Genomic DNA, 17,942 nt, shown 5'->3' on the forward strand with positions numbered 1-17,942 from the left:
AAACGTTTGGGTAGTCTTTACTGTGACTTTTTGACCATGGTCAATGGTCGACAAACAACCATGGATGGACTTGCTGGAAACATCCAGTCCTACAGAATATTTTAACATAGGATTGATGGTTTTTAAAACAGGATCCCCTCTAGATCTTTACTCATCGTTATGGAACATTGAAGGAGACCTTCATGCTTGGGTACTATTCAGATTCGAAGAGGAAAAAATAAAGGTGTGCTCCCTACACCGCAGTATCAGTTGGTCTGTACTTAGTTTGCAAATCAGGCTACACCTTTATTCTGTTTTTTGATTCAGTTTAAAGATATGAGATTGCATCTACACCTTCCTATCAAAACAAATTTGTATTTTAAGCTTTTTAAAATGATGATTTTATGGGCGAAGCATATCAGAGACCAGGAAATGCCTTATTTTCTTACCTTCCAAGTAGTAGGCTTGGCTGATGTTTTTACTAGAAAAATGTATCGAGATTTTATTTTGGAAAATCTGTCCTATTGTCCTTCGGAAAAAGGATTGTACTTATTTGAATATGTAATCATGAGTAATCATATCCATTTAGTTGTGCAGCAAAAGGATGGTAAATTGTCGGAATGGGTTCGTGATTTTAAGAAATTTACCAGTAAAAAATTGGTAAAACTGATTTTGGAAAATTCATAGGAGAGTCGAAAGAAATGGATGAGGATGATTTTTGAATATCATGCGAAATTTAATAAACGGACGGGTGATATGCAGTTTTGGACTCATGAAAACCATGAGATAGAATTGCATAGTCCAGATATGATAGAGAGTCGAATGAACTATATCCATGAAAACCCGGTAAGGGCCGGAATAGTTGAAAAAGCGGAGGATTACTTGTATTCCAGCGCAAGAAACTATTCGGGAATCAGCGCTTTAATAGAAGTGGACTAATTGTGATTTGGAGTAGTTCTCCAATTGCAAATTGGTTTGGATATTGGGGTGAAGTTTCAAACTTCACCCAGATGTGGCCTGACCTCCACTTGATTTTACTTAATAACATTTAGGAGTATGCTATTGATTCTTTTTTGCACAGTCCTTTGATTTTCTTTAACTTAAAAAGAAGTCGAATTTTAAATCAAACCTATGGACAACTTCTTGGAGAACTGGGCCAAATCAGCCCACACCAGTTTGGGATTTTTTTGGATGGCTCTTTGGGCTTTTATTTTGGGCTATGCGCTGAGTTCACTGATCCAGATTTTTGTCACTCAGCGACGCATGCAGCAAACTATGGGAGGCAGTGGTGGCAAAAGCATGCTTTTGGGTACATTTTTTGGCTTTATTTCCAGTTCTTGTAGTTTTTCGGCTTTGGCCACGACCAAGTCTCTGTTTCAAAAAGGAGCTAGTTTTTCGGCAGCGATTGCATTTCTATTAGCTTCGACCAATTTGGTGATCGAATTGGGAATCATCATTTCCATCTTTCTTGGCTGGCAGTTTGTCGTGGGGGAATATGTCGGTGGGGCCATGCTGATTTTGATATCCTGGTTTTTGATCCGGGTAATCAAACCTAAAAAACTGATCGAACAAGCCAGAAAAAATTTAGGCAAAGTCGAAGAGGAAGATCATGCTGATCAATCTTTGAAAAAGCGGATCCAATCTTCCGAAAACTGGGCTAAGGTGGGGCAGCAATATGTCATGGAGTGGAAAATGGTCTGGAAGGATGTGACCATCGGTTTTACCATTGCGGGGATCGTGGCGGGTTTTGTGCCGGATTCCTTTTTTCATTCCCTATTTATCAATACGGGGGAAAATATCGATTCCTTCTCCTTTTTGACTTTGCTGCAGCATACGGTCATCGGACCTGTAGCGGCTTTTCTGACCTTTATCGGTTCGATGGGAAATATTCCTTTGGCTGCCTTGCTCTTCGGCAAAGGAGTGAGTTTTGCCGGGGTGATGGCTTTTATCTTTAGTGATTTGGTGGTCTTTCCGGTGCTGCGAATCAACGCCACTTACTATGGCTGGAAGATGTCCCTGTTTATTTTGTTTTTGCTTTTTTCTTCCTTGATCGGTACTGCCTTATTCTTACACTACGGGTTTGACCTCTTGGGTTATTTGCCGGATCCGAGCGCCATGGATATTACAGATCGGGAGCATTTTGCGATTGACTACACCTTTTTCTTCAATTTGTTCTTCTTGGTTATCACCGGTGTTTTGGTTTACCTCGGATTTGTCAAAGGAAAAGACGTAATGCATCATATGGAAATGGCGCCCAAAAGTGCTTTGCTGGAGAAAGTTCTGACCTATTTGGCAATAGTGGCTTATGTTTGGTTGGCAGGGGGAATGCTGGTTTGGGGTTTCGTGGTTTGAATATCCCTGAACGTTATGTTTGGAGCACAACTGGAAACCTACAGTCTAATAATCAAGTGAAAATGTTCGGTTTTTTTGTTACTGCCTTCAGCAAGCAAATAAGTTTACGCTCATCCAGGGTAAGTCAGAAAAAAACAAACTTATACTCTTAAAAAAATCTACCATTTATTAGTTAAAAAAGTTAAAATTAGTAGACTTTTAAAGAATATTTTGTAATTAGAATACTTTAAATCAATTTGTTATGAAAAAGGTATTTTCAATAGTAGTTGTCTTTGTTTTTTTATCCATGAACTTTTGCTTGGCGCAAAAAGAGGGAAAGTCAATTCTTGTTGACGGTAAATCCATGCATTATCTGTTGACAGGAGAAGAAAATAGAAAATTGGGGCAACCTCTGATTATTCTTGAAAGCAATCATGCCTCCAATGTCGAAACTTGGTATAAAGTTATCGACCTCTTAGGTAAGAACACTCCCGTACTGGCTTATGATCGAGCAGGGATCGGCGAATCCGAGGCCTTCGAGGAATTGCCAACTCCCGAAAATCGAACCCGACAACTCAAAAACCTGCTTGCCAAATTAAATTTAGAACCACCTTATATTTTGGTAGGACATGGATGGGGAGGTATTTTGATCAAAGATTTTGCCCAGTCTTATCCCAAGCAGATAGAAGGGATGGTCTACTTAGATCCTGCGGATGAGTCTTCCAGCTTTGAAAAAATGGTTGCCATTTTTGACGAAGAGGGCTGGGATGGGGAGAAAGTGGCCAGGGAGTATTTTGATCTCCGAAAGGAAAGATTTCAGCAAGCACCTGAAGGAATAAAGGCAGAAGCTCAAGTGATGTATGATTTTGCAAGAGGAGAAAAAAGCAAGCCCGCGCTTTATGATTTTCCAAAAATTCCATCCGCAATTCTCGCAGGAGGCAAGCAGGCAGTCTTTATGGAAAATCCTTTTGAGCCAAAACTATCCGTTGATTATCTGCAAATGGTCAATTTGCTCCATAAGAACCGAATTGCTGAATTTACGACTCAGATTTTGAATAGCGAAGATTCAGAAATGGTTCTTATGTCCAATTATTCGCATTATTTACATCTACAAGAACCAGAAAAAATCGCTTCCTCCATTCTGTCGAAGTATTATGGGGATCCGGCTAAAAAGTTGGTGGAAGCCGCTCAAATGTATGATTCCGAGCAATTCGCAAAATACCTGGAAGGATTGGAGATGCACACTGCTTCGGGGAAAATTCCAGAGGCAACTATAAATATGCTCGGCTACGATCAGCTTCGCAAAGATCAACCCACTCATGCTTTGGCTTTATTTACCTATAATTTAAATCGAAACCCGAATTCAGCGAATGTTTATGACAGTATGGGTGATGGATTGGTCGCCTTGGGAAAGACACAAGAGGCTGTTGCCTATTATAAAAAAGCGGTATTGCTGGGAGAAAAAAGTCAACACAGCGATTTAGGTATTTTTAAAAAGAACTTGGCAAGGGTAAATGGGGAAAATTGATTACTTATTTCCCTATTGCATTTTTTTGATTTAGGTTTTCTCTTTTCTAATTCAAACAAATATCGGCTTGTTTGTGACCTGATAGTTCGTTTATTATTTTCTCAAAAGTCCTTGAATTATCTTAATATCCCTGAATTCAGGGATTGATCCCTTTTTAATTTAGTCGGACTTTTAACTCATTGTGAAACTTTATTTTAAAGCAATGAGATTTTTCTTTACCCTTTTCCTTTGTGCTTCGCTTGCACATTTGGGATGGACCCAAAACATCAGTAACCAATTATACTATCAAGGTCATCAAGACAGCTTATACTCCGAAATCCTCGGAGAAAGCCGTCATTTGTTCATTTACCTACCCCAGAGTACCCGGAATTTGAAAATGGCGCAAACCCCCAGCCCGGTGGTTTACCTACTTGATGCAGAAAGCAAATTTGCCCTCACAACCCAACTCATCAAACAGCTTAGTTTTGATGCTATGCCACCTTCCATTATTGTGGGGATCAAAAACAGCAATCGAACTCGAGATTTGACTCCCACGCATGTGCCCATTGACCCATCTGGTTTTGATGTGTCTCAATCAGGTGGAGGGGAAGCATTTTTGGACTTTATAGAAAAGGAACTGATTCCACACATTGACCGCAACTATGCTACCAGCCCATACCGAACCTTTATCGGTCATTCTTTGGGTGGACTCTTATCGGGTTATGCTTTGGCAACCCGTCCCCATTTATTCCAGAATATAATTTCTTTAGATCCTACTTCCACTTGGGATGAGGGTTTGATGGGGAAAAAACTGAAAGCAGCAGAAGAAAAGGGGATACTGGCAGGGAAAGGCTATGTGCTTGCAGTAGCGGACCCCGATGCAACAGGAAATCCTAAAATTGATTCTTTGTTGACAACTTTCCGAATTCCTAATGAACAGATTCGAGAATTGCTCACCGAGCGCTCCGATATGCGGTTTTTATATAAAAACTATCCCAAAGGAAGCCATACCGATATGGTGATTCCTGGAACTTACGATGGTTTGAAGTTTCTATTTGCTTGGTATGCTGATCTGCAGCAAGAACTGGTGGATGCTGCAGACCCCTTTATTGGTACAAGTAAGACCACGGAAGAGTTGATTGGCAGTATAAAATCCATTCATCAGCGAATGTCAGAGCAATTTGGCTACGAGGTCAAACCTCAAGAAGCAATGATCAATGCTTTAGGATATTGGGCTTTGCAGTCTGGAGATTTAGAGCGTAGCAAATTATTCTTTGAAATGAATGTTAAAAATTATCCTGAAAGTGCCAATGTCTATGACTCCATGGGAGATTATTTTTTGAAAGCTGAAAATCCCGAGGAAGCAGCTTGGTTTTTCAGGGAGGCATTGAAAAGGGATGAAAATGAAGAAACACGTAAAAAGTTGGAGGCACTTTCTGATGATTAAAAGCAGTATCGGGACTTTTTTCTTTTTCCTGACTTTTCATGTAGTAAGCTCACAAGAAGTCCACGAAGAATTCATTCAACCTAATGGCGTTCAATTGCATTACCTGGATTTTGGAGGATCTGGACTACCCTTGATTTTCCTGCAATCCTTTCATGATGATGCCAGTGAATGGCATTCGGGAGAAATGGCCGGAATCACGCAGCAGTTTGTTTCTGATCATTGGGTGCTGGCGCTTACCCGAAGAGGTTGGGGCAAATCCGATCATACGGAATGGGGCTATGATGTGGCCACACAATCGGAGGATTTGCTGGGGTTTATGGATGGCTTAGGAATTGAAAAGGCGGTGTTGATTGGGCGTATTCCCGGCAATCAGGATATGATTTGGATTGCGGAGCATTATCCGGATCGGATCGCAGCAATAGTGATGATTGGCAATCCATTGGTGGGGCTGAATTCATCTGAATCTGAAATAAGAACCTATGAAACAGAGCTCTTGGCGATGTCTTGGGACTTGGGTGAGCGGGCAGCCCCAATGCGCGGTCCCCGAAACAGTTGGCGCCCGCATTTTATTGCGGATTCTAATGCAAGAATAGATATTCACACACTCCGATTTTTGAGTGATATGGATGTAGAAAGCCAGCCTGGAGGAAGAAATGTATTTTATCTTGACCGGACGATCAAACAGGTTTCGGCTCCTGATTTCAAGCCTTGGAATGAGCGGGTAGCACAGGCGGCTGGCTATTTCCGGGAACTAGGCAAAGATTCCAGCCGACAGGAATTTATCCGAAACTATCTGATCGAGCACGACACCGGTCCCAAGTTAAGGACTGGGTTGGAGCGGGCATTTGGTAATTATCTGAAAACCGTTTGGGAACCTGAGCCTCCGGGAAACGTCGATTTTGATACCTTTTGGGAAGAAACTTATGCGCCGTTTTTCGTGAGGGAAATCAAAGTCTTTTTGAAGCAATCACTTGATTAGAACAAGAATAATATGAAGCCAACATTCAAAAACTTCTCCTCGCTACTTTTTGGCTTTGTTCTTATTTGTCTTAGAGCACAAGCTCAAGAAACACCATGGAATTATGAATCCAAGATGATTGATATCGGCGAAATTCAACTAGAGTATTACGATCACGGTGGGGAAGGTCCACTATTGATCGAAGTGCAGGACTTTCACAATTACTACGAGGGACCTTATTTCAACCAAAATTCAACCATGTTTCCTTTTTTAGAAAAGCTAAGTGAAGGCTTTCATGTGGTAGCACCTATGCGAAGGGGCTATGGAAAAAGCTCAGACACCAAATGGGGGATGGATGTAGCAACGCTAGGCAAGGATTTATTACTTTTCATGGATGCCCTAGGGGTGGAAAAGGCCTTTTTCTATGGACGATTTCCAGGCAGTCAAGAGCTCACCTGGATCGCAGAACATCATCCTGAGCGAATATATGGCTTGATTTATTTCAACAATCCCATCGTTTTGGTGCATTGTACAGATCTGGAAGTCATCGAATTTTTTGAAAACATCTCGGTCTTTACTCCGGATTTTGACAAAGAGAAACTGAAGCGCATCATGGGCTCGAGAGCCATTTGGCGACCTGATTTCCTGACCGATCTGGATTTGCGTATGCAGGTGCCTGCACTGCGATTTATCAATCCGGAATTTGAAAAGACAAATTTTAACCAGGCGATGTTCGAAACCGAAATGAAAAACATGAGCGAGGAGGATTGGAAAGGGACCCGAGATGAGGAGCAACAATACCTGAAAGACTTGCTCAGCGATTCGGTGCGCTACGAACAGCTATATGAAAAATTAAAGGCTTGTAATCTTTCGGCGGAAATAGAAGCAGGTATGAAGCGGGCCTTTGGGGATAATTTAATCACACGCTACGAGGCGGAGTTTCCTCAAAAACTGGAAATTGAGGAAGCCTTTAGGGAATATATGCTCTGGCAGGCGAAGCATATTTTGGAGTTTAAGGAGGGGGTGATGAAGTGATCTTAAAAATTAAATAACAAAACCCCTTTTTCTGAAATCAATGGAGAAATAATTCGGTTCTACTTTCTTGGTTTCGCTCCCTTTACTAAGTCATCTCCTGTTCAAAGAAAGCTCTAATTAAAAACTAAAAGTTCAGAGAGTAAAATTTTACTTGTTTCTTCAATAGCCGTTTTTTCAAAAACCTTGATTTCAAAATTCTCAGGATCGGGGACCTTCACCATTACAAAATAAGATATAGTCAAAAAAGCCATGGCAAAAAGGCTAATGAAAATAAGTAGGATGAACTTGGGACAATCTTTCATGGTAATGCATTTGGTTGATTGATTACAAGTTCCTTATTTTCAACAGCTTAATCAATCCCTGAATTCAGGGATATTGACTATTCTATTCTAGTCTATTCCTTTCAAAAACTTTTTAATATCTCCTAAAATCAAATCCGGTGCATCCCGGTAGGCATAATCTACCACGATGGGTGTATCCAGTTTCACCAGCTCGGCATTTGCCCCAAAGGCGTTTTTCATCCGATCCTGAGCGGCAATCAAGGCCGGATAAACCGTTTTGATTTGAAAATCCAGTACCTCACGCTGTAATACTGTATCAGCTGCGAGTTTGTAAAAAAAGGCTCGAGCAGTCGAGTCATGCATTCGATCAAATTGGGCAGCCCGATATTCCGAATCAGTGACCCTTCGCTCCAAATCCTCTCGCAAAGGGGAAGGAGGAAAACTTTGACGTACCTCATCCATTAGCGGAGAACCTGCCACCAATAAGGCCGCCACATCCTTTTCATACCCTAATCGTCCATCCTTATTGGTGAAAAATAAAGCCAGTACATCAATGGAATAGTCCCCAATAAAATGTTTGGGGCGATAACCGGAACGAGCTTCCAGAATTTCTTCCGCTTTATTTTTCTTCGAATTAACCTGTTTTCCGTCTTCATTCAATTCATCAATGGGATCTTCGGAATAAGCTGAGCGGGCATACATTTTATTGGTTTGATTCGGGTCCTTTTCGTCCATAACTTCCCAAACCCAAGGCGTGGAGAGTCCCGACAAATACACTACTCCGGATATACGATTAGGATAGTTTTCGGCCAGATAAGTCATTTCTGCAGTTGCCGAAGAGTTTCCGATGAATACGGCCTTCTCCAATTTCAAAGCATCCAAAAAATCAATCAGATAGTCGCCCTGGCTGGGTACATCATATTGATCTCCTTCAGATTTCCCATATCCCGGTTTGGTAATGGCCAAAACCTGATTGTTCTCAGTCAACGACGGTCCAAATTCAGCATAGGTTTCAGCTGTCCAAGTTCCAGAAGGGATCAAAATTACCGGTAAACCTCCACCTCCAAAGTCAAGGTAATGGATGTTGTTTCCTTGGACATTGATAAACCTTTCGGAAAAAGAAACAGTAGTTAATTCCTGTGAAAACAAGGGTAGAAAAACTATAAAAAAGATACTAGTTAAACTTACGACAGCTTTCATTTTCTGATTAAATTAATTTTTTTTACATCTGCATGAATTAAGGCTTTTATATGTTTTAAGATATTGTTGAATTGCTCTGTCTCTTTTACAGATTCAAAAAGTGGGTTGCGCTTGAGCCATTCCGCATCCCGAAAGCCTTTTTCAACCGCTTGCGATAAATGCTGCATAGCTAATTCATCTTTGCCTTCTAAAGCATAAACTGCTGCCAGATCGAGTTGCACTCCATAGCCTTCATTTTCTTGCGCAAGGAGTGCTTCGGCTTTTTTCTGGCTTTGTGATAGTGCAAGGTTAGATTCAATATTTTTTCCTGCTTTCTGCTGTAAAAAGGCCATTAGGGTGGTAAGCTGATACCCAAACACCTGTGGCGGTACCCAGTAATTGTGCGTTTCTTTGAGAAAAAAGCTAAGGTCTTCCAGCGCTTCTTCATTATTTCCAAGAAACATTCCTAACTGTGAAGCGAAAAGAAAAGCACTGAGATGCATCCGATTTTCGGCATAATAGCGCCTTTCTCTGAAAAGATGATATTGCTCGATGGCTTTTTCATTTTGATCGGTAGCCATGTATACATGCGCCAATTTGTAATGTGCATCCAAGTCAATATTTTCGGCGGTGGAATTGATTTTTTGGAAACAGCGTTCTGCCTCTTCGTAAAATCCCAGTGTATAGGCATTGAGACCATGATAGCGAAGCGCCCAAGCGGCATCAGGATAGGCTGTTAAGGCGGCATCAGACCACTTGTAGGCTTCTGTTAACCTACCTTCGTTGAGGTTGTTAAAACTCAAACCTCTTGAAAGTTCAAGTGTTGTGTCTATTCTATATTGATGTTTTCTGCTAGAGTTTATATGACCATCGAGAAAATCCAGCAGCGCTACAAAGGATAAGACCTCTGCCGATTCAGGGTCTAATTCTAGCGCTTTTTGAGCCGCTATTTTTGCCGAATCTGCAAAAACTTCTCTTTTGGGGTGTGGCATTTGTGATTTAGTGTTGTAAGCTTTCCCCATCAACACCCAGGCAAAAGGAAATTGAGCATCTTGTTTTAAAAGTTCTTGGGCTTTGATCAACAGTGAATCGGGACTTTTTAGAGCCCGAGCTTCAATATAGGATTGATAGAGGCTAGTTTGACTTACATTTTTAGGTTTGTCTTGAGCTTTTAAGACTGAAGAGCAAAGGGTAAAAAGGATGAGTAGGGTTTTTGATTTATGCATACTTGAAAACTCGTTTAAATTTCATTCCGCTTAAACGGCTGCAGCCGGCCATAAGTCAAACTTCTCCACAGCCATTCGAGCGGTCCAAAAAGATATCCTCTCAACCAAATGGGACTAATGACCAACTGGAAAATCCAAATTCCTAAAACCAAATAGTAAAGCTGATAATATTCCCACTCGGCAAATTGATTTAGCCCATAGCCAAAAAATATCAGCGTACAAATCACCGAATGCATTACATAATTGGTAAAAGCCAATTGGCCTACGGCCCGAAGACCTCTCATCAAGCGCTTAAAATAGCCCTTTTGATACAGTAAAATCACCACCGAAACATGTGCCATCATGATTAGGATGCGCTGAAAATCGTAAATCAAAGAAACCCAATTGATGGAGTGCTCCTCGATGTATTTCAGCCCTGCTTCCACATTGGGAAAGTGAATGGTATTGTAGATAAATGAGAAGATGACCAAAGGCAGGCCGATTCCATAGCCAAGCCAAATGGTTTTTTTGTATTGCGCCTGAGTCCATTTCATAGTCAGGAATCCCCATTTAAATAGGGCAATCCCCAGCATCATCAAGGCCAGCATATCCCAAATCGAAAAAATCAAAAATTTGAATTGTCCATCCCAGGCTTTGGGCCGTATAAAACTGGCTACCTCCGAATAGCTTCCTTTCATCAATGCCGTATTTTCGGCTACTTCTTCAGGATTGGGAATGTATTCCCGTTGCAGTTCCTTCCAAGTTTCGATCGCAGCAGTTTGCGTCTCACTAAGTGCGGCACCTTGCTCATGTAAAGAATTTGCTTCCTTATACTCCAGGTATTTTCCCCTGATATCCTGCAGAAAAAGCGTATTGGCCACAAATCCGATGATCGCCACGATAGGAACTCCCATGGCCAAATATTTAGGCTTCATCTTTCGGAAAAGGAAAGCCAGCATCCCGATCAAACCATAGAAATATAAAATATCACCCAACCACAGAATCAAATGAGCATGGGCCAGTCCAAAAAACGTCAGCCAGATCATTCGTTTGTAAAAAAGCCAAGTAACTGATTTTCCGGTTTTCTCTTTCTTACTGGTGAAAAGGATGATTCCCGCCCCGAAAACCAAGGAAAAAAGTGCCCGCATCTTCCCTTCAAATAAGATGATATTAACTGCATGGGTCCAAAAATTTACATTGCCGGTATCCTGAACCCAAGGTTCGGAAAAATATTCCGGCATGGAGAAATAAGGGATGTTTAGAATCAAAATCCCCAAAAGCGCCACTCCTCTGATGATATCGATAATCTCAATTCTTTCGGTGAGCACTGCGGGTTTGGGAGCCTCATTGATTTGTTCGATTTCCGTACTGCTTGATAGATTCATGGGTAAAAGTTTTACTCATCAAGGTTTACTTAATTAAGCATAAAATCAATCCCTGAATTCAGGGATTGTGAGGATCATCTGCTTCCCTTATTTTTAAAAATCGCTAACCTCACTAAAATGAAGCAGCTGTTATTTCTGATTTTTATTCTCTGTCCAATTAATTCCATTCATGCCCAAAGTTCTTGGCCGGACAACAGCAAGCACGAGGGTCTAAATTTGGTTTCGGAATCAGATAACATCTCCGTCTTCACCTCTCAAAAGGCTCAGGTAGATGAAAGCACGCTTAGCCTTCTCAAAGATGCCAAGCGCTTTTTTGATTAGGTTTTTGAGATGGATTTTCCAATTGCTATTCTCTTTGTCTCCAATGCCGAATGGAATGATTATGCATACTTTCCACCGCCGGGTATGCCTCAGGCTTGGGCAGGCAATATCTTTCTGGGTAGTGATAAATCGGTGGTAGCTTTGGAAGCTGAGCAGCAGCTCAAAAATTTACCAGTTGATCAACTCAAGAAATTACAGCAGTACTTTGGTGACCCGATTGACATGGACTTGTTTTATCGAAACAATGTGGCCGTGCATGAATTAGGACATTGCTACCATCATTTTGAGGGGACTAAAGTTCAGCGAAGATGGATACAGGAAGTTTTTGCCACTTATGCCGCACGAGCTTACTTAGTCAATCACGAACCTGACTTGGCTACCGCCACAGCAACCTATGCCGAAGTGGGTTCGCAAGCTCATTTCCCATTTATTAAGCATACTTCTTTGGGGAAATTTGAAGAGCTGTACCTCCCTGGACTAGGGCCTCAGAATTACGAGTGGTTTCAATTTCAGTTCTTCAAAAAGGCAGTCCAATTACAGGAAAAATTCGGAGAAAAAGGACTGATAGATTTGCAGGAATTTCTGATCCAAACAGATTTGGTGAAGACCAAAAAAATGGATGATGCACAGCTTCAAAAGCAGCTTATTGAGCAACTAGGTCCAGAAATGGCTGAATTACTTTTAAGTTGGGACTTTTAAATCTGATTAAACTTATACACCAACTCTGCCGTGTTTTTTGCCTCCAACTTATGCAGGAGGTTTTTGCGATGGGACTCTACCGTATTGAAGCTGATATGAAGCTGCTCGCTGATGCTTTTGGTAGAGTGCCCCTGGGCGAGTAATTGGGCCACTTCCTTTTCCCGATCAGATATTTTGTTTTTGACTTTGAGAAACTCAAATCGCTCCGGTTTGGATTGAAAATAAGCCTGTTTAATAGCCGTCAGCTTGCTTCTTAATTCCCTTTCTAGGATTTGTACTTCCTCAATCGATTTCTCCCGGGTATCGATCCAGGAGCACAGCACCAAATAGGAGATGGGGTCAAATATTTTTTCATCTACTAAAACCGCATTGTAATTGACGGGGATTTCATGCTTTTCAGGATCGTAAACGGCTGCTTTGATTTGCAAAAATTCATCAGCAAAAAGATGCTTGGGATGATTTTTTATTGCTTCTGCCTGAGTGTACATGGTTTGGTATATGTTTTCAATCAGCGGCGGAGGAATAATCCCGGTGAAAAAGACCATCCCATGCTTTTCAAAGTTTTTAAACGCGTGGCCCGTGACCTTTTCGATACTTGGACTGATGTAAAGGAAGTCATGTGTATAAAGCCAAAAAAGGGCAAAGAAAGTACTTGGGATTTGCTCTAAATCCATTTGCAACTGATCAATTTTTGATTTTTCCGGCTCGCCAAAGACGCCAAGAGCTTCAGAAATGGATAAAAAACACATAGCTAGCTGAATTAAAGCATCCGTTAATTTCTCGGTAAAATCTAATCTAACTCAAAAAAGTTATATTTCCTGAGAGAAAAAAGAAGAATCATGATTTTTTATCCCTGAATTCAGGGATTGAAATCTAAGGATATATACCAGATCTTGATTTTAATTTAGAGAATACCCCACAATTCAACCCTTACCCCTCTGCTCGATGCGAAAAGCTATTTTCTTTTTGATCCTGATTTTCTTGGGCTCCTTCTCGGTTCGAGCCCAAGACCGCGTGTTTTTCAGTTCGTTCTCCCCCGAAACTTGGGAGATTTATTTATCAAAGGACGATGGAAAGAGCTTTCAAGCGATTACGGATCATTCTGCCTTGGATTATGATGCTGTGATTTCCCCGGATGAGCAGTGGATTGTCTTTACCTCCGAGCGAAGTGGAATTCCACAGCTTTATGTGATGCCCTTGGACGGGAGTGCCGAGCCCAGGCTTTTAATCCAATCGGATTCCTTTCAGGACCAGGCTACTTTTTCCCACGATGGCGCCCAACTCGCCTTTGTGGCTTCCCATGAGGGAAATGCAGAGATATACGTGATGGACTTTTTGCCGGATTCCATGCAGGATATTTCAGCAGCCAAGAATCTCACCAATCATCCCGGAGGAGATTTTCGTCCGAGTTTTTCTCCTGACGGAAAGTTTTTGGCATTTTCCAGTGATCGAGGCCATGCCATCCGGCCCCATCGGGTCTTTCCTTTTGCTATGGATAGGATTGGGGATATTTACAAACTCGATTTGCAATCCGGAAATCTCGATCGCCTGACTGAGGAGGAGGCCTGGGACGGAAGTCCAAAATGGTCTGCAGATGGGAAGGAAATTTATTTTTATAGTGGAAGAAAAAACAATCAACCAGCGATTTTTAGGATGAAAGCTGATGGATCAGATGTGGTTCAACTTACCGACTCCAGCCATGTAGGACTTTCGCCAGAATTGATTTCTGACGGCAAATTAGCCTACACATCCGTAAATCAAGCAGCAGATCGTGTGTATCAACTCACATTGGACATTCAGTCTCAAAAGGTGGATACACTTTACAAAGGGGAATTGGATTTGTTTCATCCCCAGCGGACCAAGAATGGACTTTGGGTCGCCCATGGAGCCAAAACCGCTCAAGAAGTCGAGAGTAATCAAGGCGGTTTTCCGGGCAGTTTGATCGGGGCAGGATTCCCAATTCTCAAAAATCAGGATTCGCTTAGTCTGGAGCTTACGGCCATTCGCCGAGCATTTGCTGCTCCTCCAGACCCAAATGGACCTTTTTTGGTTTTTGATTACTTTGATCAGGCGGATCCTACGAAGATATTTATTGAGGGAGCTACATCTTGGGTTTGGATTGCTTTGATCTTGATTTTGCTGAGCGTAGGCATGCTGATTCGGGGGCTTTATTTGGGGATTCGGAATCGAAAGAAAATACGCTTTTGGAAATTTTTGCTCGCGGTTTTGGGAGCATTAATAGGGTTAGTGGCTGCTCTGGGCGTTTTCTTTTTCTTCTTTCTAGTTGATTTTATGAAATTTGATTACTTGCCTTTTGCCGCTTTTGGCTTGTTTTTGATCTTGGGAGGATTAGCCTTGTTATTTTATTTCAAATGGAAAAAAGCAAAAAAATCCACGGACTCTCAGAGCACCTTGCCCGCTTATCTTTTCCGCACATTTTTGGTTTTATCCCTACTCTGCATTTACCTGGGCTTCTTTGCAGGCTATTTCTTTCAAGTCAAGCCGGAACTCTATCGCGTCAATTACAAAACTCTAGAATCCGAACGGATTCATACCATCAACCCTCAGTCAGGCATTCACCCTGCCTTTAGTACGGTCATCGACTTGAAATACCTGCCCGATGGTTCTGGATTGCTCCTCACCACTGGGCCATTCCGTGGAGATCAGGGTAGCAAAGCCACAGTTTGGGAATACGATTTTGCAAGCAAAAGCCAGCGAAATTTAACTCAGATGAATAAAAATAGTGGTTTTGGGGATTTTTCAGCGGCAAAAGACAGACTGGTTTTCCGCAGTGATAAGGATGGGAATTTTGACATTTTTGTGAAAGAAAATGGAGTACTCACCAACCTGACCAAGAGTCCTAGTCGGGAGAATTTCCCCGTCATCTCTCCTGATGGAAATAAGATAGCTTTCGTGGGCGATCAAAATGGGAAAGATGTGGGGGGCGGAATCAAAACCATGGATATTTACCTGATCGAGCGGGAAGGAGAAAATTGGTCAAAACCAAAACAACTCACGTTTACCCAAACTCAGACGGGGCATCCCCATTTTTCCCCGGATGGAGAATGGCTGATTTACACCACGGAGGAATACGGCATCAACGATGAGCAGCCGCTTTCGCAGAGTTTTATTTTCTCCCCTCAGATGTATGGGGAGATTGTGGCACTTCGGCTTCGTGACGGCAAAAAAGTCAAACTCACTCACAACAAATGGGAAGAAGGGGCGCCACTTTGGGTGAAGGGGTTGGAAGCTCAATAAAACCATCCCTTCTTCCAACCCAGATCTTGGGAAGAATAAATACTGCCTTTTCCACTAAAAACATAAGCAATTCCGCAGGATAGAGCGAGAAATATCCCCGCTTCGTATCCAAAGAGTTCCATTCCCATTACCGTGCAAGCCATAGGGGTATTTGTGGCTCCGGAGAATACTCCGACAAATCCCATTCCCGCCAGCAAAGCCAATGGCAGAGGAATCCAAGCCGAAAGGGCATTGCCCAAGGTAGCGCCCGTGAAAAACAAGGGAGTCACTTCGCCTCCTTTAAATCCCGCTCCCAAGGTAAATCCCGTCAATCCGGTTTTGGCAATCCAATCGTACCAAGGCAGGGGAGTTTCAAAAGCTTCCACTATTCTTGGTACCCCTAATCCGATGTAGGTGGTACTGTCCGAAATCCAGACAAAAATAGCGATCAGCAGTCCGCCAATGAGCGGTCTCAAGGGTGGCCAGGTGATTTGTTGGGAAAATAGTTTGGAAAAAAAATGGGTACATTCTGCGAAAAGTCTTCCCGATAGTCCAAAGGCAATAGCAGCCGGGATAACCCAGGCTAAATTGATCCAAGTATGTGTTGCGATTTCAGGGATTTCGTAATGGGTATGGGCCACTCCCCAGAGGATGGCGCATACCCAGTGGGCTATAAAGGCAGTAAGGAATGCAGGAATAAGAGATTTCCAGCGAAATTTCCCCTGATGCATCCATTCCAAAGCAAAAATCGCTCCGGCCAATGGGGTGCCAAAAACGGATGCAAAACCTCCCGCAACGCCCCCAATCAAGAGAATTCTACGATCTTCTTGACTGATGCGGATGTATTTGCTGAGTTGATCGGCAAGCGATCCGCCCATCTGCACAGCGGTACCCTCCCGTCCGGCTGAACCCCCAAAGAAATGAGTGAAAATCGTCCCAAATAAAACCAAGGGCGTCATTCTCAGTGGTATGGGATACTGAGTTTGATAGAGTTCGTCTAAGAGTAAATTATTGCCTTTTACTGAGTTTTGGCCGATTTTATAGTAGGTCCACCCGATCAGAAATCCCCCTAAAGGCAGAAGTGCAATAATCCAAAGGTGAGCTTCCCTAAAATTGGTAGCCCAATCCAGAGCAATGAGAAAAAAGGCGGATGCAGAACCCGCAAGCAGACCGATCAGTAAGCCCAAAAGTAGCCATCGAGAAAGGTAGGAAAGAAACAATCGCTTGTTCAAAATAAGTTATCTTAGGGAGTCGTGCCAAATTAGGTATAGATATTGAATTTTAGAATTTGAGAAATGGAAGATTGAAGTGTTTTCAACCTTTTATTCTGCTTAGGGTTATCAACAGAACTCAACACACATGAAAAATATACTCATCACCGGCGGTTCCGGACTTATTGGAACTAAAATAACTCAGCTATTGGAGGCCAAAGGCTATGCCGTTTCTTGGTTGAGCCGTAGCGCACAAAAACAGAAATCATTTATTTGGGATATTAGCAAGCAGGAAATTGACGCAGACGCTATGGAATGGGCAGATGCAGTCATCCATCTTGCGGGTGCTGGGGTAGCGGATAAGCGCTGGACTCCCGAGCGAAAGCAGGATATTCTGCAGTCGCGAACACAAAGCACAGCCCTGCTGCATCAGGCGATTGAAAAGGCGAAAAAGAAACCATTGGCTTTTATTTCAGCCTCCGCGGTTGGATACTATGGTTTCAACACGGGTACACAGCTCATGGATGAGACAGCAGCTGCTGGAAATGACTTTTTGGCCCAGGTGGTCATTGCTTGGGAGAATGAGGTTAAGCATATGGAGACTTTGGGTTTGCGTACGGTGATGCTTCGAATAGGAATTGTACTCGATGCCGAAGGCGGAGCACTCGGAGAAATGCTGAAACCGCCGGTCGCAGCTCCCTTGGGTTCGGGCGATCAATGGATGTCTTGGATTCATATTACAGATCTCGCAAGGATGTTTGTCTTTGCCTTGGAAAAGACTACCCTTCAGGGGATTTACAATGCGGTCGGACCCAATCCAGCCACGAATCAGCAACTCACCAAGGAAGCGGCCAAGGCTAAAGGAAAACCCTACTTAGGAATCGGGGTGCCGGGATTTTTGCTTCAATTGATTTTGGGCGAAATGGCTGCGATGGTTTTGGGCGGCAATCGGGTTTCGAGTCAAAAAATCCAAAAGGCTGGATTTGAGTATGAGTTTGAAAACTTGGCGGTGGCTTTGAGGGATCTTTTTCGGTCCTAATAATTAGTGGCTGCGGTTTTTTAGCCACGAATACACGAATTGAAAATTGAAGAGGCTTAATTTTTTGATAAAGCGAGATTAGGAAGCTTCTTGAAGTTTTTGGGGTTTTTGAGAATCAGGCTCGAATA

16 protein-coding genes are annotated in these 17,942 nt (G+C 42.5%); 11 read left to right on the forward strand and 5 right to left on the reverse strand.

Annotation, left to right across the window (positions count from 1 at the left end; translation table 11 throughout):
* Positions 1-372 precede the first annotated feature (372 nt).
* From BLQ57_RS21475 to BLQ57_RS15030, 7 genes are all read left to right on the forward strand, one after another.
* On the forward strand, positions 373-666 hold the full coding sequence (locus BLQ57_RS21475) for a transposase (protein ID WP_240507841.1): 294 nt from the start codon (positions 373-375) through the stop codon (positions 664-666).
* A 24-nt stretch (positions 667-690) separates the two neighbouring features.
* Positions 691-918, forward strand: a complete 228-nt coding sequence (locus BLQ57_RS21480) for a hypothetical protein (protein WP_240507840.1) — start codon at positions 691-693, stop codon at positions 916-918.
* 192 nt (positions 919-1,110) lie between these two features.
* Positions 1,111-2,331, forward strand: coding sequence for a permease (locus BLQ57_RS15010; protein ID WP_087940418.1), 1,221 nt, complete (start codon positions 1,111-1,113; stop codon positions 2,329-2,331).
* A 241-nt stretch (positions 2,332-2,572) separates the two neighbouring features.
* Positions 2,573-3,838: an alpha/beta fold hydrolase gene (locus BLQ57_RS15015; protein WP_087940417.1), complete on the forward strand. Its 1,266-nt coding sequence runs from the start codon at positions 2,573-2,575 to the stop codon at positions 3,836-3,838.
* Between the two features lie 202 nt (positions 3,839-4,040).
* Positions 4,041-5,264: an alpha/beta hydrolase-fold protein gene (locus BLQ57_RS15020; protein WP_087940416.1), complete on the forward strand. Its 1,224-nt coding sequence runs from the start codon at positions 4,041-4,043 to the stop codon at positions 5,262-5,264.
* Positions 5,221-6,243: an alpha/beta fold hydrolase gene (locus BLQ57_RS15025; protein ID WP_140166775.1), complete on the forward strand. Its 1,023-nt coding sequence runs from the start codon at positions 5,221-5,223 to the stop codon at positions 6,241-6,243. The genes BLQ57_RS15020 and BLQ57_RS15025 overlap by 44 nt, the downstream gene beginning before the upstream one ends.
* A 12-nt stretch (positions 6,244-6,255) precedes the next feature.
* Positions 6,256-7,257, forward strand: a complete 1,002-nt coding sequence (locus BLQ57_RS15030) for an alpha/beta fold hydrolase (RefSeq protein WP_087940414.1) — start codon at positions 6,256-6,258, stop codon at positions 7,255-7,257.
* A 389-nt stretch (positions 7,258-7,646) separates the two neighbouring features.
* On the opposite strand, the gene BLQ57_RS15040 is transcribed toward BLQ57_RS15030, so the two are convergent.
* The 3 genes from BLQ57_RS15040 to BLQ57_RS15050 are packed head-to-tail and all read right to left on the reverse strand — an operon-like array spanning position 7,647 to position 11,307.
* The gene (locus tag BLQ57_RS15040) at positions 7,647-8,738 is read right to left on the reverse strand and encodes an alpha/beta fold hydrolase (protein WP_087940412.1); all 1,092 of its coding nucleotides are present in this window, start codon (positions 8,736-8,738) and stop codon (positions 7,647-7,649) included.
* The gene (locus BLQ57_RS15045) at positions 8,735-9,943 is read right to left on the reverse strand and encodes a tetratricopeptide repeat protein (RefSeq protein ID WP_087940411.1); all 1,209 of its coding nucleotides are present in this window, start codon (positions 9,941-9,943) and stop codon (positions 8,735-8,737) included. The genes BLQ57_RS15040 and BLQ57_RS15045 overlap by 4 nt, the downstream gene beginning before the upstream one ends.
* A gap of 14 nt (positions 9,944-9,957) precedes the next feature.
* Positions 9,958-11,307: a DUF418 domain-containing protein gene (locus BLQ57_RS15050; protein WP_087940410.1), complete on the reverse strand. Its 1,350-nt coding sequence runs from the start codon at positions 11,305-11,307 to the stop codon at positions 9,958-9,960.
* Positions 11,308-11,424: 117 nt separating this feature from the next.
* Here BLQ57_RS15050 and BLQ57_RS15055 point away from each other — a divergent pair, with 117 nt between their 5' ends.
* Complete coding sequence (locus BLQ57_RS15055; protein WP_087940409.1) at positions 11,425-11,628, forward strand: hypothetical protein; 204 nt, start codon at positions 11,425-11,427, stop codon at positions 11,626-11,628.
* Positions 11,629-11,637: 9 nt separating this feature from the next.
* Entirely contained in the window at positions 11,638-12,327 is a 690-nt protein-coding gene (locus BLQ57_RS15060) for a hypothetical protein (RefSeq protein ID WP_087940408.1), read from the forward strand.
* Here the strand turns inward: BLQ57_RS15060 and BLQ57_RS15065 are convergent.
* Positions 12,324-13,076: a LuxR C-terminal-related transcriptional regulator gene (locus BLQ57_RS15065; RefSeq protein WP_240507839.1), complete on the reverse strand. Its 753-nt coding sequence runs from the start codon at positions 13,074-13,076 to the stop codon at positions 12,324-12,326. The two genes, BLQ57_RS15060 and BLQ57_RS15065, sit on opposite strands and share 4 nt — an antisense overlap.
* Positions 13,077-13,272: 196 nt before the next feature.
* On the opposite strand from BLQ57_RS15065, the gene BLQ57_RS15070 reads away from it, so the two are divergent.
* The gene (locus BLQ57_RS15070; protein WP_087940407.1) at positions 13,273-15,585 is read left to right on the forward strand and encodes a TolB family protein; all 2,313 of its coding nucleotides are present in this window, start codon (positions 13,273-13,275) and stop codon (positions 15,583-15,585) included.
* On the opposite strand, the gene BLQ57_RS15075 is transcribed toward BLQ57_RS15070, so the two are convergent.
* Positions 15,579-16,796 carry a voltage-gated chloride channel family protein gene (locus tag BLQ57_RS15075; protein ID WP_175444676.1) on the reverse strand — a complete coding sequence of 406 codons (1,218 nt, stop codon included), beginning with the start codon at positions 16,794-16,796 and terminating at the stop codon, positions 15,579-15,581. The genes BLQ57_RS15070 and BLQ57_RS15075 overlap by 7 nt on opposite strands.
* Before the next feature lie 127 nt (positions 16,797-16,923).
* Here BLQ57_RS15075 and BLQ57_RS15080 point away from each other — a divergent pair, with 127 nt between their 5' ends.
* On the forward strand, positions 16,924-17,814 hold the full coding sequence (locus BLQ57_RS15080; protein WP_087940405.1) for a TIGR01777 family oxidoreductase: 891 nt from the start codon (positions 16,924-16,926) through the stop codon (positions 17,812-17,814).
* Positions 17,815-17,942 lie beyond the last annotated feature (128 nt).

The organism is Algoriphagus faecimaris (genome assembly GCF_900101705.1).
Lineage (GTDB): Bacteria > Bacteroidota > Bacteroidia > Cytophagales > Cyclobacteriaceae > Algoriphagus > Algoriphagus faecimaris.